We start from the raw sequence: 16,347 nt of genomic DNA on the forward strand, positions 1-16,347 counted from the left end.
AATTAAAACACATATACATAATGGAAAGTTACTAAAATTATTTCAAATATTTGCAACTTTTGGCAGAGAAAAACGTCAATTAACTTGAAATAATAATGAGGAGGGGAAATCCGTGAGAAAAAGTCTAGCAGTTTTTTTAATTCTATCTTTAATGCTTAGTCTTGTGCCGGCCATGGCTTTTGCCCAAGGCACTGACTCTCAGCAAGTAAAAGTTGAGCAGGCTATTGAGATTGCCAAGAAGTATTTTGAGATTCCGAAAGAATATGATCAATTTGATTCCAATTACGAACAAAACCAATATTCTAGCGTTTGGGTTTTAAATTGGACTCTCCAAAAAGGAAATGGCTCCATCAATGTTAGAATTGATGTAAAAAGTGGAGAAGTTGTTGGTTATGGGGAGTATAATCCAAAGTACTATGAAGGCAACTTTAGCAGTATTCCCAAGGTAAGTAAAGCTGCCGGGGAAAAAATTGCTTTGAATTTTATTAAGAAAGTAGCACCTTCTAAGGCAGGGGAAGTAACTTTAAATCCAGACAGGCAGAATAAATACTATTACTCCAGCGGACCTATCTTTCACTCGTATAACTTTAGCAGAACTATTAATGGGATAGAATATCCTTCCAATACAATTAGTGTTACTGTTAATGGTCAAAACGGAAAAGTAACCAGTTTTAATTGCAATTGGGAAGACTTAAAGGTTGCACCTGCTAAAGCTGTCCTTAGCCGCCAAGAGGCAGAAAAGATTTTTTCTGAAAAAATTGGTTTTAAATTAAAGTATTTTAAACCCGGCTCCGACACTAAAAATGCAAAGCCGGTAAAATTAATTTATCAGGTGGAAAATCCGGCTCAAATGGGCATCGATGCTGAAACCGGAGAGGTTGTAAGAATCGATAACTATTATCCTTATTATGATTTAGGCAGCGGTGGAATGTTTAAAGAAGTAACCTCCCAGAAATTAGAGCCCTATGAACAGTCTGTAAAAGAGGAAATAGAAGGGCTGCTTACAAAAGAACAGGCCTTAGAAAAAGCCCAAAAAGCTGTGCCCATAAACAGCAATTATAAGTTAGAATATGCTAGTTTAAACCGGGATTGGAGTTTTTCAGAGTTAAGGATTTGGTCCTTTAACTGGTCAAAGCAAGTTAAAGACAATTACGGGTGGGCAAACGTTGAGATTGACGCAAAAACGGGCAAAGTTCTGGCTTTCAGTTATACTGTTGACAGCAATAATAACCAAAGTAAAAGAACAATTGTCAAAAACAAAAAAGCTGCTGAGCAAATATTAGAAAACTATTTAAAAACCAATTACCCTGATTTAGGAAATGACTGGCAGTTAAAAGAGGATTATTATCTCCAGGCACAAGATACGGAAAATCAGCCTAGCTACTACTTAACCCTGGAAAGGATTGTAGATGGAGTACCTTTTGCCCAAAATTTTGTTAGTGCAACTATAGATAGTTATACTGGAAAAATATTTGATTTTAGGCTGCGTCATTTTAATCTAGACTTCCCTAAAAAGGATAGTGTACTAGATAAGAATAAATTTACTGCAGATTTTTTAGCTAAATATCCAATGAATTTAATTTATGCTAAAAATCAAGATAATCAGCTGTACTTAGTTTATAATTTAGCACCCATGGAAAGCTACACTTATGATGCAGTTACAGGCCAAATGCTCAATTATAACGGGGAAGTTATTATCGACAACAAACCTATAGAAATTAAAGATATTCAAGGGCACTGGGCCAGCAGCTATATTCAGACATTAAATGATTTTGGCATGTTAAAACTGGATAATGACCTTTATAAACCTGATGAAACCATTACCCAAAGTGAAATAATTAAAATGTTAGTTAAAGCTAAAGATGGCTACATTGAAGATGAAAAAGACGGAAATTGGTATGAGACTTATTACCAACAGGCTAAACAAAGTGGATTAATTAAGGATGCAGAAGTCAAACCATCAGCACTAATGACTAGACAGGAATTTGCTAAATTTTTAGTTAGATCCCTAATGAATGATAAAATTGCTACCTTAAATGTGTATAAATTTAACCAATATAAAGATGCTAATAAAATAGCCAAAGGATATTTAGGCTATGGGGCAATTGCTGACGGCTTAGGATTACTGCCGGGACATGGCGGAAATTGGAAACCAAAGGCTCAGGTTAAAAGAGGAGAGGCATGTGCGGTACTAATTAGATATTTGCAACTGGAAAAATAATTTAAAAGGCTGACATCAAAGGGCATATTAACGCCCTTTGGGGTCAGCCTCCTCATTTTCTGGTACAGGTGTAGGAGGAGCACAAGGACCTAAATAATCGCATTTAATACAGGAGGCTTTACAAGGTTCCATATGGATTAAAACATGAGAACAAGGAAAAATAGCAGCAATTTCATTTTCTATTTGATCGCAGATTTCATGGACACGAACAACAGGTTGATTATAAGGAACTACCATATGTAGATCGATATGCCTTTCAGCACCAGCCTTTCTAGACCTAAGTTTGTGAAATTCAATAAATTCATTGGAATGTCTACGAATGATGGAAATGATTATTTCTTCTTCTTCTTCGGGAAGCCGTACATCTAGCAAAGGTGAAAAGGCTTCTAATGTTAGTTCAATGGCAGCTTTAATGATTAAGATGGCAATGGCAATGGCGCTTAAGGGGTCTAGCCACTGAATGCCTGTAACTTTAATTAGAACTAAACCTCCCAGGACTCCAATAGAGGTAAGCACATCGGTTTTTAAGTGCATGGCATCAGCCTTTAAGGCGATGGAATCTGTTTTTTCGGCTACTTTAAAAAGGTAAAGAGAGATTAAGTAATTAACTAAGGAGGCAAAAGCCATAACAAAAATGCCTAAGGTGACGGATTCTACTGCACTGCCTTGAACGAATTTTTGATAAGATTCAAAAATAATCCAGAGGGCAGCAAAAAAAATAAGAAGCGCTTCTACTACCCCTGAAACGTTTTCGATTTTGCCATGGCCAAACTGAAATTTTTCATTTGCAGGTTTAATAGCTTGACGTAAGCAGAAAAAAGCAATTAAGGCTGCTAATAAATCTAAACTTGAGTGAATTGCTTCGGAAAGGATGCTGACTGAACCTGTAATTAAAGCCACAATAAATTTTAAAAGGGCCAAAGAAAAGTTACTTATTACCGAAAATCGGGCTGCTTTTACCCTTGGGTCCATAATAATACCTCCGTCAACATATAGTAAAAAAAAGTACTTGTGGTCTAGTCCCACAAGTACTTAACCTGTTGCCTTACGGCCCGGCTTTTCTCAAATGAGACGCCTGTTCTAGTTGATATTATGGTATGCAGTATAGTGTAAATATTCTACTAGGCAATAAGTAATAAATTGTTGAACTAGTCGATAACTCGTTTAGCTCCCCAATATCTTTCAGCCCAATATTTGTTATCAAGCATGCTGACCATAACGCCATCTCGTGAGTTGGCAGCATGGATGAATTTATCTTCACCTAGGTAAATACCTACGTGACCAACATTTTTACCGTTAATGCTAAAAAAAACTAAGTCTCCAGGCTGCAAATCCGATTTTGCTACTTCTGTGCCACAGGTAGCATATTGCCTGGCTGAAGAATGAACCAATTCTATTCCGTAAGTTTTATATACATAACGGACAAAACCAGAGCAATCAAACCCATCTGGATTTTCACCACCATATCTATATCTAGCACCTTCAAAACTTTGAGCAAAATCCAGCAAATTGTCTAAGCGGCTAGAGCTGCGAGAGGCAACAGATTTTGGGCGAGACTTGGTGGCAGCGACCTTAGTGTCGATTTGTAAGGTTTGCCCAATAAGAATTGAATCGCTTTTGAGGTGATTTAATTTCTTAATTTTTTCTACCGTTGTGCCATATTTTTTGGCTAGGTTCCATAAAGTATCACCTTTATTAACCCTTATTTCCGCAGCTTGTGCTGTGCTTGTCCAAAATAAGGCAGTGGCTAAACACAAAGAAGAAGTAAAAACTGCAATCTTTTTAGTATTAATTACCAATATCATCCCTACTTCCACGCCGACGGAGTTAGCTGCCGGGTTCGGGCCGAAAGGCTAGCCCGCTACCATTGTAGTTCACCCCAAATATTGGTTCCCCCGTTTCCATAGAATGGAATTAGGCGTTTTATATTTTTAACAAAATCTTATTTTTATTTAATAATTCGGCAAAAATGTTAAAAATCCTGCCAGAAAACGATATTAATGTAAAAAAAGAGGATAGTATTGACTTTCCCAAATATTTGGAAGTAAAATGTTTTGAAGGCTTCTGTATAAAAAGAAAGAATCCGGAGTGTGAGGTATTTGGTTAAAATTGTTACAGATAGTGCTAGTGATTTGCCTCCAGAAATAGCTCAAAAATTAAATATGACAATTGTTCCTCTTTTAGTTAATTTAGAAGGAATAATTTATCAGGATAGGATAGATATAAGCCCAAAAGAATTTTATCACAAAATCAGCAGGGAAAATATTATACCTACTACATCCCAGGTAGGCCCCCAAGATTTTTATAATTGTTTTAAACAGCTTGTTGAGGCAGGCCATCAAGTCTTGGTTATTAGTTTTTCTTCTCGGCTCAGTGGTACTTACCAATCTGCTCTTTTGGCTAAGGATATGCTGCAAACAGATTTGATCGAAGTTGTAGATACTAAATGCGCTTCTATTGGACAAGGCTTAATTGCTTTAGAAGCAGCCCAATTGGCCCAAAGTGGTGCCCCGTTAGCTGAAATAAAGTCGAGGGTACGTTATATGGCTGAAAAGATGGAACATATTTTTGTAGTTGGCTCCCTGGATATGTTGAAAAAAGGCGGAAGGATTAATAGTGCCCAAGCAGTAATTGGAGGTTTACTTAATATTAAGCCAATACTACAATTTAATGAGGGGGCTATCGAACCCTTAACTAAAGCTAGGGGCTGGAAAAAGGCTTTAGAGACAATGGTTAAGATTATGGCTGAGCGGGGACACAATTTAGAGCAACAAAGGATTGGGATTAGCCACAGCAATTGTCCGGAAATTGCTGAACAGCTGAAAGGAATAGTTGCTGAGAAATTCGGAGTTAGGGACTTTTTTATTTCTGAAATTGGCCCTGTAATTGGCAGCCATGTTGGGCAGGAAACTTTAGCTTTATTTTTTCTAAAGTAATATGGATAGGATTGGATGGGGAGAAATGGTTAGAATATTAACCGATAGTTCTTGTGAGTTAACACCGGAACAAGCTGAGGAATTAGGGGTCACGGTAATACCTTTAATCGTAAATATCGAAAACGTGGCCTATAAAGATCGGATAGATATAACGCCGGAACAGTTTTACGAGCTTTTAACTACCCAAAAGGCATTGCCGACTACGGCTCAAATTACACCGCGAGTTTTTCTAGAGCATTTTACTAATTTAGTTGAAGCAGGTGAAGAGGTTTTAGCTTTAATTTTTTCTTCAGCTTTAAGTGGTACATTTCAGTCGGCGGTAGTAGCCAAAAACATGCTTACCAAAGGTAGAGTTGAAGTAATCGATACAAAATGCGCTTCTGTCGGCTTAGGTTTAGTTGTCACGGAAGCCGCAAAAATGGCTCAGACTGGGGCAGATATGGAAACTATCTTAGCCAAAGTTCAGACTATGTGCCAAAGAATGGAACATATTATCTTAGTAAATACTTTAGATATGTTGAAAAAAGGCGGGCGAATCAGTTCCACCCGAGCTTTAGTTGGAGGAATGCTCAACGTTAAGCCAATTTTACAAATTATAGAAGGAGCTATTGTGCCTTTAGATAATCCCCGGGGCTGGAAAAAGGCACTTTCCAGAATGGAAGAAATTTTTAAAGCAAGGGGAGGACATATAACCCAGCGTCCTGTGTCCATCGGCCACTGTGCTAATGAGGAAAAAGCAGAAGAACTTTACCAAGCTTTACAAGAACAGTTTCTAATTGAACAAATTTCAATTTCCAAAATGGGCCCAGTAATTGGGACTCATGTAGGTTTTGGAACCATAGGCCTCGCATTTGAAAGAAATGAATAAGTGGAGCGAATTGACATGAAAAAATCAGACAGCAAGTGGTTTTTGACAAAAGTAAAAAGAGCCCTGAAAGACTTCCAGATGATTGATCCTGGCGATCGCATTGCCGTAGGTTTGTCTGGAGGAAAGGATAGCACATCATTACTTTACATTCTGCACATCCTTAAAAATATGGTCAGAATGGATTTTGAAATAGTGCCCATTACTTTAGATATGGGTTGGGAAGCTGATTGGAGTCCTCTCACGGAATTTTGCACGCAGCTAGGTTTGCCTCATCGAATTAAAGAAACCAATATCGGCAAGATCGTATTTGATATTCGGCAGGAAACTAACCCTTGCTCTCTGTGTGCTAAGCTGCGCCGGGGAGCTTTGCATAATGAAGCCTTAGCCCAAAATTGCAATAAAGTAGCTTTAGGACATCACTTAGACGATGCCATTGAAACTTTTTTGCTTAATTTGCTGTACGCAGGAAAAATGGGCTCCTTTCCTTCAAAGATTTATTTAGACCGCACAAAATTGACTCTAATTAGGCCCATGGTCTACCTGCCCCAAAAAACCATTGTGTCCCTAGTGAAAAGAGAGAATTTACCTGTAGTTAATAACCTTTGTCCAGCCAACGGCCATACCAAAAGGCAGGAAATGCGCCAGTTAATAACACTTTTACAAGGTAAATATCCTGACATTAGGGATAAATTCTTAAGTGCTTTCAACAATGTGGAAATGGAAAATCTATGGCCTAACAGAAGAAAGTAAAATGCACACAACTAGAAATACACCTCAAATGCCCGCCCTTTTCCCTTGCATTTAATTCCATCTATGCTAGAATAATAATTAAATTTAGGTGAGTGAGTGCTCACTGGAAAGGGCGGGTTCAGGTGAGAAAAATAATTTTGTACTGCATAGCGGCCGTTTTTACGATAGCAATATTTAGTGGCTGCAGTCAAAAGAAGCAGGAAGAAGTTTTTACAGGTTCCATCGAAGCTAAGACTTTTAATGTACAAAGTGAAGTAGCCGGTCAAGTTCTAGAATTGCAGGCAGAAGAAGGAGCTGTGGTACATAAGGGGCAGGTTATAGCCAGGTTAGAGGATAAAGATTTGAAAATTAAGTTGCAAGAGGCACAGGCCAATTTAAAATTGGCTCAAAGTAAGCTGGCAGAGGCCAAAGCGGGTACAAGGGCAGCGCAAGTGCATGAAGCTCAGGCTCAGCTTAAACAAATTAGAGCAACTATGGAAGGTATAAAAAATAATCTTCATACAGAGCAGAAAACTTTGCAAGATTATCAAACACTGCTTGCTAATGAAGCCATTAACGAAAAACAGGTTGCAGCCCAGCAAAGCAAGGTAGATTCCTTAGAGGCTCAGTATAATAGCTTGCAAGCTCAGATTGAGGCTGCCCAAGCTCGCTTAAAACTTTTGCAGGAGGGCGCCACTACCTATACTCTAGAGCAGCTTCAGGCCATGGAAGAACAGGCTGCCACAGGGGTTGACCAGGCGCGCTATTTCTTAAGTAAAACGGTTTTAAAAGTTCCTGCAGACGGAGTAATCCAACGGAAAGTGGCAGAAGCAGGTGAGTTAGTTACCGCGGGTAGTACAATTGCAACAATTATTGACCCCCAAGATTTATGGGTAAAAATTTATGTGCCGGAAAACAAAATTAATCTAGTATCTCTACAGCAAAAAGTTTTGATTGAAGCAGATGCTTACCCCCAAGAAAAGTTTCAAGGCAAAATCATACAAATTGCCCAAGAAGCTGAGTTTACGCCAAAAAATGTGCAAACCAAAGAGGATCGGGTTAAACTAGTTTTTGCCGTGAAAGTAAAAATTACCTCTGGTCAGGACAAGTTAAAAGCAGGCCTTCCTGTAGATGTTTATTTGACAAAGGCAGGGAAGTAGAATGGAAAATGCTATTGTTTGCCAGGATTTGACTAAAAAGTTTGGAAAACTGGTTGCAGTTGATGGTGTTAGTTTAGTAATTCCTCGGGGTAAAATTTTTGGCTTTTTAGGTCCTAATGGCTCTGGCAAGTCAACTACCATTCGGATGTTGTGCGGATTGCTGAAGCCTACTTCTGGACAAGGAACTGTTTTAGGTTACGATATTTTGACAAAAGCTGAAGAAATCAAACAGCGCTTAGGTTATATGTCCCAAAAATTTAGTTTGTATACGGACTTAACAGTGGAAGAAAATTTAGACTTTTATAGCGGAATTTATGGGTTAAAAGGTAAAGAACAACATGAACGGAAAATAGAACTGCTAACTATGACGGGATTAGAAGGGCGACAAAGTCAGTTGGCAGGAACTTTATCGGGAGGTTGGAAACAACGGCTAGCTCTGGCTTGTGCTTTACTGCATCGTCCCCAACTATTGGTGTTGGATGAACCTACTGCAGGCGTAGATCCTGTTTCCCGTAGAATTTTTTGGGAGATTATTGGCACTTTGGCTGGTGAAGGAATGACAGTGCTGGTAAGCACCCATTATATGGATGAAGCAGAAACTTGCGACTTAGTTGGTTTTATTTTTTATGGCAAATTAATGGGGCACGGGACACCCAAAGAGCTGAAAGCGGAATTAGGTTACCAATCTTTAGATGATGTGTTTATTAAATATGTTGAGCGAGGCGAGGCAGAGGGCCGGGGGGTGTTGGGCCATGTCTAAAATCCGAGTTTTTCATCTAGCTCGCTTTTGGGCCGTGGTGAAAAAGGAATTTATCCAAATTAAGCGGGATAGGCCTAGTTTTGCCATTGCAGTGGCAATGCCTCTTTTAATGCTTTTTCTATTTGGCTATGCAGTAAATACAGATGTTGATCATTATAGCACTGTAGTCTGGGATGGAGATGGCAGTACTGAATCCCGGGAGTTAATTGAGCTCTTTGTCAATTCCAATTACTTTGATGCCAATTATTATGCCAGCGGTTATCGGGAAATAGAAGAGTATATTGATCGGGGTCAGGCTAAAGCAGCTATAATTATTCCTCCGAATTTTAGTAAACAGCTGCAGCGTCAAGAGCACGTAAATGTGCAAGTGTTGATTGATGGTACTGATCCATCCATTTCCAGGACCGCCATGGCTGTGGCTCAGTTAATTGTACAAAGCTATGGCGGAAGATTACAGTCGGAAATCCTACCTGCAGGTGGGACTAAGCCCCTCCTTTTAGTAGATGCCCAAGCAAGAATCTTATACAATCCAGAAATGAAAAGCTTAATGTTTAATATTCCCGGATTAATTGGTCTGATTATGCAAAATGTTATTGCTTTATTAACAGCCTTTGCCATGGTACGAGAAAAAGAAAGGGGCACTATGGAGCAGTTATCTGTTACACCAGTTACTCCCGCCGAACTAATTTTAGGAAAATTAGTTCCTTATATAATCATCGGTATTTTTTCTTTTACTTTAACTTTAGTTACAGGTATTACTTGGTTTAAGGTGCCGGTACAAGGAAGTATTCTGCTGCTGTGCAGCCTTTCTGTAGTGTTTTTAATTACTATTTTAGCCATCGGTCTTTTAATATCTTCTTTGGCTAAAACTCAACTCCAGGCTATGCAGTTAACGGTACTGCTGATTCTCCCCAGTGTTTTGCTTTCCGGATTTATTTTTCCAAGGGAAACAATGCCCTTGGGGATTAAATTAATTAGCGATGTGCTTCCTTTAACTTATTTTTTAGTAATTTTAAGAGGAATCTTCTTAAAAGGGCTGACAATGGATTATTTAGTGCATGAGACCATTATATTGGTTTGTTTTGCAGTGTCGTTTTGCGTTTTAGCTATGCTAAGGTTTAAGAAAAGAGCAGATTAAGGCAACTGAAGATTAAAGAAGGTGAAAAATTATGAATGAGCAGGATAATATCTTTAAAATTATTACAGCAGACCATTTTATAGCCGAAGAAGAAATGACTCCTAGTCAAAAAAAAATTGCCCAAGCTGCTTTAAAACTTTTTGCAGAAAAAGGTTATGAAGCTAGTTCTACCAGTGCTATCGCCAAAGAAGCCGGTGTGGCAGAAGGTACTATTTACAAATACTACAAAAGTAAAAAGGATCTGATGCTATCTCTAATTGCCCCTATGGTCATTCGTTTAGCAGGTCCGGTAATTTTGCGGGATGTTGTCAGCATAACGCAAAACAAAGAAAGAAGCAGTGTTGAACTTTTAGAGGAACTTTTCTTAAATAGGCTAAAGCTCATCGAAAACAATACAGAAGTATTTAAGATAATATTGCAACAGGTAATGTTTCACCCAGAACTAAAAACAGCATTAGTTAGCCATATTGCAGTGAAAGGAAAAAAGCTGTTAAGTGATTTTTTGCAAAGGAAAGTTGATGAGGGAGAGTTTAGAGATGTAGGAATTGAGCATATGACTCTTTGGGCAGTATCTCTAATGGCAGGGTATATTTTTGCCAAACAGCTTTTTACAGAAGAATCAACCCAATGGAATGACAAAAAAGCAATAAAATCTTTAGTAGATATTTATATACACGGTATAGAAAACAAAAAATAAATGAAATTTGACTATTATCTAAACTGGCTTTAAAATACTTTCAAAGGATGAATAAGAGGGGGTTTATAAGATGCTACATACTCTTGCTTTGCTAGTTGTCAACAGGCCTACGGTCTTAAACCATATTTCCAGTTTAATCAGCCGCAGAGCCTATAACATTGAAAGTATTGTTGCTGGCTCTACAGAGGATGCCAAGGTTACCCGGATTACTTTAGTTGTTGAGTGTGACGAGGGAGAAGTTGAGCAAGTCCGTACCCAGCTGTTAAAATTAGTCGATGTAATTCATGTTAGCGATTTAACGGCAGTACCTTCCATTACACGGGAATTAGCCATGATTAAAGTTAAAGCTTTACCGGAAAGAAGGACAGACATTGTAGATATTGTCAATATTTTTCGGGCTAAAATTGTTGATGTAAACCGAGAAACTATGGTTATTGAATTAACAGGTGAATCCGATAAAATCGATGCTTTATGTGAAGTTTTAGAGGAGCATGGGATTATTGAAATAGTTCGTACAGGTAAAATAGCTGTCTCCAGGGGACCAGAGGCAGTTAAGCACAATATTGAATAGACATAATTTTAAACATAAAGGGACCTGCCTCTCATAATCTGCACAGAGAGGCAGGTCCCTTTAAAATAAGGAGGATTTTTCTATTTATGTGGATAGTTCCTTAGTGTAAAGCCGATAGCGTTTAATTATGGAGCTTCCTACATCTTCTTGAATAAGTTTATTTACCACTTGATTACCCTCTTGAATAAAGGATAATTCTGCTTGTTGAAATCCTTTTTTCTTTACATAACTTATCATCTCAGTTACTAACAAGGCACTTAACCCAAGATGGTTAAATTCCGGGCTTACTGCCAGTATTGCCAAACGAACTGCTCTTTTAGTTCCATTGTTTTGATCAGGAACAGCTAAACAAAGCCCGGCTGGAGCTTCTTTAACTTCTGCAAATAAACAAAATTCAGGTTTAAATCGCTTGCGAAAATCATGAAGGATATGGCTAACTTCCCCTAAGGTTAATGGGGTATATCCCCAATTTTCCACCATTGCTGAATTGTAAATACTTAAAAATTTTTCGGCTTCCTCACGTAGTTTATTAAAACGAATAGGACGGATTATTACTTGCTTAGATTTTTGGAGACGCAAGCTAATTTTATGTAGACGGGGAGATATCTGCTGACTGCTAGACCAATGGTAGGCATAGAGATCATGGAGTTTACGATAACCTGCTTTTTCCAGAAGATCTTGATAGTAAGGATGATTATAGGAAAGGAAAAAAGGATTTTGTTGTTCAAAGCCTTCTACAAGAAGTCCCAAATTGTCAGCTGTCGACAAAGTCACAGGGCCAACGATTTGCTTTTTACCCTGCTTTTGGAGCCAGTTTTCTGCAGCCTTCAGCAGCCCTTGGGCAGCTTCAAAATTATTATCTACTTCCCATAGACCAAAAAAGCCAATACTTTGATCAGCCAGGTAATGATCATGAGAGGCAATAATTCTGCCAATAACTTTATTGTTTAAGAAAGCTAAATAGCACTGCCAAGAAATATGTTGAAGAAATTGGTTAAACCTTGGGTTTAATTTTTTTTTGGTTATTTCCAGGGGCGGTAATTTACTCCGTTCTGCTGGGCTATACAGATTTTTTTCAAGCTGCCAAAATAGGTTAAAATCCCGAGCCCTTTGAACAGGGTGTATTTCTAATGCCATTTTAGTCACCTCTTTTTCTATCTATCTATTTTAAGATATGAACTAATTACCTTTTTTGTTTAAGAGATTGTTTTAGCAAAAGGTAAGGCAGGGGCATAAGATAACATAGATTAAGAAAGGAGGTCAAAAAATGGCTGAATATTCTCGTAGAGAATGGCTGGAAAAAATCCATGATGCAGTTAGGGATGAAGCTGGGGACGCCGCTTATTATCGGCAACTCTCCGGTATGGCACCAAATTATGAAGCACGTCAAATGATCCGGAGTATGGAAAATGATGAAATGCGTCATCACCGGGAGTTAAAGGAACTATACCAATCAATGAAAGGTAAAAAAAGCACTTATGAACAGTCCAAGCCGGTAATTCATAGTTATAAGGACGCATTAGAAACTCGCTTCCATGCTGAAACCAATGATTTTAACAAATATAAGGGATACTATTTATCTGCGGATAACAAGCAAATGCGTGATCTGTTTTTTGATATTATGCATGACGAAGCAAAGCATGCTATGTACTTACAATATCTTATGCAGAAGCACTGCTGTATGATGATGAAGGAGCAAATGGAAGAGCATATGCGTATGCATGAGGAAGAACATAACCAAAATCAGAACGATCAATATGATAATGACGGCAATAATAATTACAATCCCCATGACCAGGAGGAGTATTGGAATAATGATGACTACAATGATCCTGGTTGCAACCTTATGTCTGAAGCAGATGACTATTATGAAGATTATGGGGTAGAAGATTATATAGCCGGGGCAGATGACGATACAACAGCTTACGATTACAAAGCCCAGGATTATACAGTAGATGATTATTATGAAGTTGAAGACTATATGGCGGAAGCTGCCACGGACAATGATGTTAAAGAAGAAACTAGTTACTATCGCCCCCCCTCATATAAACATAAACCAAAGTTTTAAAAGTAAAAGGCAAGGAAAATAATTTTTCTTGCCTTTTACTTTTAGTTAAAGCTTATAATTAATAAAACGTACTCCAAGCTGATAGGCTAGTAGTGACCAAATGAGAAAATAAAGTAAAGATTTACCTTTAAGCCGGGTAATTTTTATACTTAAGACAGCTAAAATTAAATAAAAGGCGGCAGCTAACAGAAAGGGCTCGAAGTATTTAATTGCCACTATATTAGAACCTGATTCCAAATTTTGGACAATAGTTGTAAAAAGTAAAGAAGAAAAGATGCTGCTTCTTTGAATTAAAATAGCCCAAAGCAGGGATAAATTTAGTTCCCATGATAAGCCTTTTAATTTAGTTAACAGAAAAGTCATAATCCCTGCCAAAATAAGTAAAGGAAGTTTATCGCCAATTTCCGGCAGAGAGGAGTTAATTTTTATTTGATTAATTATGGAAAGAAAGCTAGGCAGCAAAGGAGCCAGCAGCAGCAAAAATAAATAGTAGCTAAAGCTAATTTTTTTCAAAAAAACCACCCCGTTATAAAACGCTAAAGGTAATAATTGGGTATTAGGCTGAAAAAATCCTGCTTAAAGTTAAAAATCATGCAGATTCGTTTATCTATCTTGATTGGATTGAGGTTTTAAAAAGATTTTTCCTTTTTAAATACTACCGGTCTTTTTCTTTTAGGTTTGATCGTTTGGTTTTGTGTAGCGGCAGCAAGTGTTCTTGTGCAGTTTTACACGGGACAAATTTAGGCAAGTAAGACACAAAAGCGAGGGTTGTCCCTCGCTTTTGTGTCTTATAGGTTCATATTTACACTTCTTTAATAGCTTCTGTAGGGCAGGCTTCAATTGATTCTTTTGCGCCTTCTTCTTTATCTTCTGGAACTTCATTAACAATAGAATGTGATAAACCGTCGTCATTCCACTCAAAAATTTCTGGAGCTATGTCAATGCAAGCTCCACAAGCAATACATAAATCTTGGTCTACAGTTACCTTCAACTTATTCACCTCCTAAGCTCTTCCGCCATAGTTTATACAGTTCCTTACCAAATAATTCATAAAATAAAGTAATTTCAAGTCTCGAATTAATCTGAACAATAGATTTTAGGAAAATATTTTTCATAAAGTTCTTGATTCCAGTAACCATAATATTCATGCTTTTGACGAAGGCTGCGTAAATTCAAAATATTTAGTTCAGCGAAGACAATTTCCTCCTGGTTCCAAGTTTTGGCTTCCCGGACTATGCCGTCTTCCTGGGGTGTCAACTCTAATGGTCCATAAATGCCAGCTTTGCCGGTAAAAGTTAACCCAAAAAAATTAGGACAAACAAGTGCACTTTTGACACCATAGACAGGGCTTTCTTGGACCCGAGGCCAAATACCCCGTAAAGCCCGCCAATAGTTAAATTCTTCTGGGTTGGCTGTAGGCAGCATAATCAAATCTGCCCCCAATAAGGTTAAAAGGCGGAATGTTTCAAAATAAGTGGCATCCATACAAATAGGCAAAGCCAAGTTGCTTAGGGAAGTAGGGTAAACCTTAAAGTCTGCACCGCATCCTAGCCCCCATGTGCTTTCTAAAGGCAGCAAGTTGGCTTTATCTTGCTGACCCACTAGATTTCCTTGAGGGTCAAAGAGTAAGGCTCGGTTAACTAATTGCTGTTTCTCATTTAAGAAAAAAAAGCTTCCTCCTAAAATAAATAGGCCATACATTTTGGCTAAAGTACTAAAAGTAGTTTGATAGACAGCATAGGCAAAAGGGCTGAGGAAACGAAGAATAGACTGGGGATTTAAAGGCGTATTTATATTATTAGATGCAGTTTTTGGCATTTTCCTTGCTAGAATTCCTACACCAGGTAAAAGCCCTAAAAGTTGTAAGGTATTGTCTTCTGGAAATACAATTAGTTGAGCCCCGGCTAAAGCTGCTGCTTCTACTTTTTGCCGCATAAGTTCTGCGTAGGCAATGACGTTGTCCACCAGATCAAGTTTCAATTGTACAGCTGCTACCTTAACTTTAGTTAAATCTACGGCAGTATTAGTAAGAACTTTATTTTCAGTTGAAAATTGCTTTAAATAGCTGTTAATAATTTCAGGTTTGCATTTATGAGTTAAGTAGCTTTGCAGGGCAATTTTAGCAGCGGAAGTAAGTATGCTCATAACAGTCCCTTTCAAATTAACTTTTCTTATAACATTTACTTAGCTTTATTTTTTGCATATATTTGAGGAAAATATTTAGCATATGCCGGATAATTTAACTGTTTTAAAAGAGGGTATTCCTGGCGTACCTGTGTTAAAGCTGTAAAATCAAGTTGCGCAGAAGAGCTGGAAATACCTTCGGTTAAGTATCCTGTTTGTCCCGGTGTTAGCTGGCAAGGGCCAAGGATTGGTGCTTTACCGCCTAATTTTAATCGGCCCAGGGGTACATTTAGCCAGTTTTCCAAACAGAAAAACTGATTTTGTTGCACTTCCTGCCACATGGCAGCTACTTGCCGCCAAGGGTTGTAAGGCAACAGGGAGATTGCCGGTGCTAAGATTAAGTCGGCACCTTTCCAGGCTAAAATTCTACTTACTTCAGGATAAAAAATATCGCTGCTTACGCAAAAACCCACTTTGCCAAAAGGTAAGTCCCACACAGTCAAATCATTCCCTAACTTAATAGGTAGTTGTGATTCGGATTTACTGACATGAGTTTGGCTTTGCTGTCCACAAATATTTCCAGTAGGATTAAGGAGAAGCGATTGATGTTCAAAGCTGTTCTTTGACCAAACTAGGCTAGTTCCTGTACCTAGATAAATGCATAGCTTTTGAGCTATAGAGGCGCAACGTGCCAAAAAGATGGAGTCAGAACCCTTATGTATTGCTGGGTCTCGGCAAAGGTCAGCCCAATTTTCCAGGCAAGCACCAAGATTTTTTTCTCGGCAGTAGAGGAAAAAGCCTGCTAAAGCAGGTAGTAAAATTAGTTTAACCCCTTTTTGGGCTAAATTCTGTATTTTTTCTTCTACACTTTGATATGTATCATCAGCCTCAAGCATTAGATTAGCAACCTTAAGCATTTTAATCTCTCCCTTAATTTTATATACTAAATTCTCTTTTTTTGGCAAATAACCTGCAGCCAATCGAGTAGGAGCTGAATAATTAATTAATTCAGCGTCCTCTCACACCACCGTACGTACCGTTCGGTATACGGCGGTTCAATAGAATTAATGTACTT

The 16,347-nt window shown here is 38.2% G+C and carries 17 protein-coding genes and 2 riboswitches; of the genes, 10 read left to right on the forward strand and 7 right to left on the reverse strand.

What is annotated here, in order from left to right; genetic code table 11:
* The first annotated feature begins 112 nt into the window (after window positions 1-112).
* Window positions 113-2,221: a PepSY domain-containing protein gene (locus RDV78_10350; GenBank protein ID MDS1030842.1), complete on the forward strand. Its 2,109-nt coding sequence runs from the start codon at window positions 113-115 to the stop codon at window positions 2,219-2,221.
* Between the two features lie 27 nt (window positions 2,222-2,248).
* On the opposite strand, the gene RDV78_10355 is transcribed toward RDV78_10350, so the two are convergent.
* Window positions 2,249-3,193: a cation diffusion facilitator family transporter gene (locus RDV78_10355; protein ID MDS1030843.1), complete on the reverse strand. Its 945-nt coding sequence runs from the start codon at window positions 3,191-3,193 to the stop codon at window positions 2,249-2,251.
* 43 nt (window positions 3,194-3,236) lie between these two features.
* Window positions 3,237-3,314, reverse strand: a riboswitch (NiCo riboswitch).
* 55 nt (window positions 3,315-3,369) lie between these two features.
* Complete coding sequence (locus RDV78_10360) at window positions 3,370-4,020, reverse strand: NlpC/P60 family protein (GenBank protein MDS1030844.1); 651 nt, start codon at window positions 4,018-4,020, stop codon at window positions 3,370-3,372.
* A gap of 2 nt (window positions 4,021-4,022) precedes the next feature.
* Window positions 4,023-4,152: riboswitch (cyclic di-AMP (ydaO/yuaA leader) on the reverse strand.
* A gap of 168 nt (window positions 4,153-4,320) precedes the next feature.
* Here RDV78_10360 and RDV78_10365 point away from each other — a divergent pair.
* The 8 genes from RDV78_10365 to ilvN all read left to right on the forward strand — a co-directional run bounded on the left by RDV78_10365 (window position 4,321) and on the right by ilvN (window position 11,080).
* Window positions 4,321-5,157 (forward strand): DegV family protein, encoded by an 837-nt coding sequence (locus tag RDV78_10365; protein ID MDS1030845.1) that lies wholly within the window; start codon window positions 4,321-4,323, stop codon window positions 5,155-5,157.
* Between the two features lie 25 nt (window positions 5,158-5,182).
* Window positions 5,183-6,025 carry a DegV family protein gene (locus RDV78_10370; GenBank protein MDS1030846.1) on the forward strand — a complete coding sequence of 281 codons (843 nt, stop codon included), beginning with the start codon at window positions 5,183-5,185 and terminating at the stop codon, window positions 6,023-6,025.
* A gap of 15 nt (window positions 6,026-6,040) precedes the next feature.
* Window positions 6,041-6,775, forward strand: a complete 735-nt coding sequence (locus RDV78_10375) for an ATP-binding protein (GenBank protein MDS1030847.1) — start codon at window positions 6,041-6,043, stop codon at window positions 6,773-6,775.
* Between the two features lie 122 nt (window positions 6,776-6,897).
* The gene (locus RDV78_10380; protein ID MDS1030848.1) at window positions 6,898-7,914 is read left to right on the forward strand and encodes an HlyD family efflux transporter periplasmic adaptor subunit; all 1,017 of its coding nucleotides are present in this window, start codon (window positions 6,898-6,900) and stop codon (window positions 7,912-7,914) included.
* Between the two features lies 1 nt (window position 7,915).
* On the forward strand, window positions 7,916-8,674 hold the full coding sequence (locus tag RDV78_10385; GenBank protein MDS1030849.1) for an ABC transporter ATP-binding protein: 759 nt from the start codon (window positions 7,916-7,918) through the stop codon (window positions 8,672-8,674).
* Window positions 8,667-9,812: an ABC transporter permease gene (locus RDV78_10390; protein MDS1030850.1), complete on the forward strand. Its 1,146-nt coding sequence runs from the start codon at window positions 8,667-8,669 to the stop codon at window positions 9,810-9,812. Before RDV78_10385 ends, RDV78_10390 begins: the two co-directional genes overlap by 8 nt.
* Before the next feature lie 31 nt (window positions 9,813-9,843).
* The gene (locus tag RDV78_10395; protein MDS1030851.1) at window positions 9,844-10,509 is read left to right on the forward strand and encodes a helix-turn-helix domain-containing protein; all 666 of its coding nucleotides are present in this window, start codon (window positions 9,844-9,846) and stop codon (window positions 10,507-10,509) included.
* A gap of 70 nt (window positions 10,510-10,579) precedes the next feature.
* Window positions 10,580-11,080 carry an acetolactate synthase small subunit gene (gene ilvN, locus RDV78_10400; protein MDS1030852.1) on the forward strand — a complete coding sequence of 167 codons (501 nt, stop codon included), beginning with the start codon at window positions 10,580-10,582 and terminating at the stop codon, window positions 11,078-11,080.
* Between the two features lie 84 nt (window positions 11,081-11,164).
* On the opposite strand, the gene RDV78_10405 is transcribed toward ilvN, so the two are convergent.
* Window positions 11,165-12,217, reverse strand: coding sequence for a GNAT family N-acetyltransferase (locus RDV78_10405; GenBank protein ID MDS1030853.1), 1,053 nt, complete (start codon window positions 12,215-12,217; stop codon window positions 11,165-11,167).
* A gap of 130 nt (window positions 12,218-12,347) precedes the next feature.
* Between RDV78_10405 and RDV78_10410 the strand changes: the two genes are divergently transcribed.
* Window positions 12,348-13,148 carry a ferritin-like domain-containing protein gene (locus RDV78_10410; protein MDS1030854.1) on the forward strand — a complete coding sequence of 267 codons (801 nt, stop codon included), beginning with the start codon at window positions 12,348-12,350 and terminating at the stop codon, window positions 13,146-13,148.
* A 45-nt stretch (window positions 13,149-13,193) separates the two neighbouring features.
* On the opposite strand, the gene RDV78_10415 is transcribed toward RDV78_10410, so the two are convergent.
* From RDV78_10415 to RDV78_10430, 4 genes are all read right to left on the reverse strand, one after another.
* On the reverse strand, window positions 13,194-13,661 hold the full coding sequence (locus RDV78_10415; protein ID MDS1030855.1) for a hypothetical protein: 468 nt from the start codon (window positions 13,659-13,661) through the stop codon (window positions 13,194-13,196).
* A gap of 289 nt (window positions 13,662-13,950) precedes the next feature.
* Window positions 13,951-14,139 (reverse strand): ferredoxin, encoded by a 189-nt coding sequence (locus RDV78_10420; GenBank protein MDS1030856.1) that lies wholly within the window; start codon window positions 14,137-14,139, stop codon window positions 13,951-13,953.
* A gap of 86 nt (window positions 14,140-14,225) precedes the next feature.
* The gene (locus tag RDV78_10425) at window positions 14,226-15,293 is read right to left on the reverse strand and encodes a nitrilase-related carbon-nitrogen hydrolase (GenBank protein MDS1030857.1); all 1,068 of its coding nucleotides are present in this window, start codon (window positions 15,291-15,293) and stop codon (window positions 14,226-14,228) included.
* A gap of 35 nt (window positions 15,294-15,328) precedes the next feature.
* Window positions 15,329-16,189, reverse strand: coding sequence for a carbon-nitrogen hydrolase family protein (locus tag RDV78_10430; GenBank protein ID MDS1030858.1), 861 nt, complete (start codon window positions 16,187-16,189; stop codon window positions 15,329-15,331).
* Window positions 16,190-16,347: the final 158 nt, after the last annotated feature.

It is taken from the genome of Bacillota bacterium LX-D, from assembly GCA_031628995.1.
Lineage (GTDB): Bacteria > Bacillota > DUOV01 > DUOV01 > Zhaonellaceae > JAVLUO01.

Excerpts from the sequence above, each read along its gene's own strand:
- RDV78_10355 (MDS1030843.1), bottom strand. The coding sequence starts at position 3,193 with ATGGACCCAAGGGTAAAAGCAGCCCGATTTTCGGTAATAAGTAACTTT.
- RDV78_10370 (MDS1030846.1), top strand. The coding sequence starts at position 5,183 with ATGGTTAGAATATTAACCGATAGTTCTTGTGAGTTAACACCGGAACAA.
- RDV78_10375 (MDS1030847.1), top strand. The coding sequence starts at position 6,041 with ATGAAAAAATCAGACAGCAAGTGGTTTTTGACAAAAGTAAAAAGAGCC.
- RDV78_10385 (MDS1030849.1), top strand. The coding sequence starts at position 7,916 with ATGGAAAATGCTATTGTTTGCCAGGATTTGACTAAAAAGTTTGGAAAA.
- RDV78_10390 (MDS1030850.1), top strand. The coding sequence starts at position 8,667 with ATGTCTAAAATCCGAGTTTTTCATCTAGCTCGCTTTTGGGCCGTGGTG.
- RDV78_10395 (MDS1030851.1), top strand. The coding sequence starts at position 9,844 with ATGAATGAGCAGGATAATATCTTTAAAATTATTACAGCAGACCATTTT.
- ilvN (MDS1030852.1), top strand. The coding sequence starts at position 10,580 with ATGCTACATACTCTTGCTTTGCTAGTTGTCAACAGGCCTACGGTCTTA.
- RDV78_10405 (MDS1030853.1), bottom strand. The coding sequence starts at position 12,217 with ATGGCATTAGAAATACACCCTGTTCAAAGGGCTCGGGATTTTAACCTA.
- RDV78_10410 (MDS1030854.1), top strand. The coding sequence starts at position 12,348 with ATGGCTGAATATTCTCGTAGAGAATGGCTGGAAAAAATCCATGATGCA.
- RDV78_10425 (MDS1030857.1), bottom strand. The coding sequence starts at position 15,293 with ATGAGCATACTTACTTCCGCTGCTAAAATTGCCCTGCAAAGCTACTTA.
- RDV78_10430 (MDS1030858.1), bottom strand. The coding sequence starts at position 16,189 with ATGCTTAAGGTTGCTAATCTAATGCTTGAGGCTGATGATACATATCAA.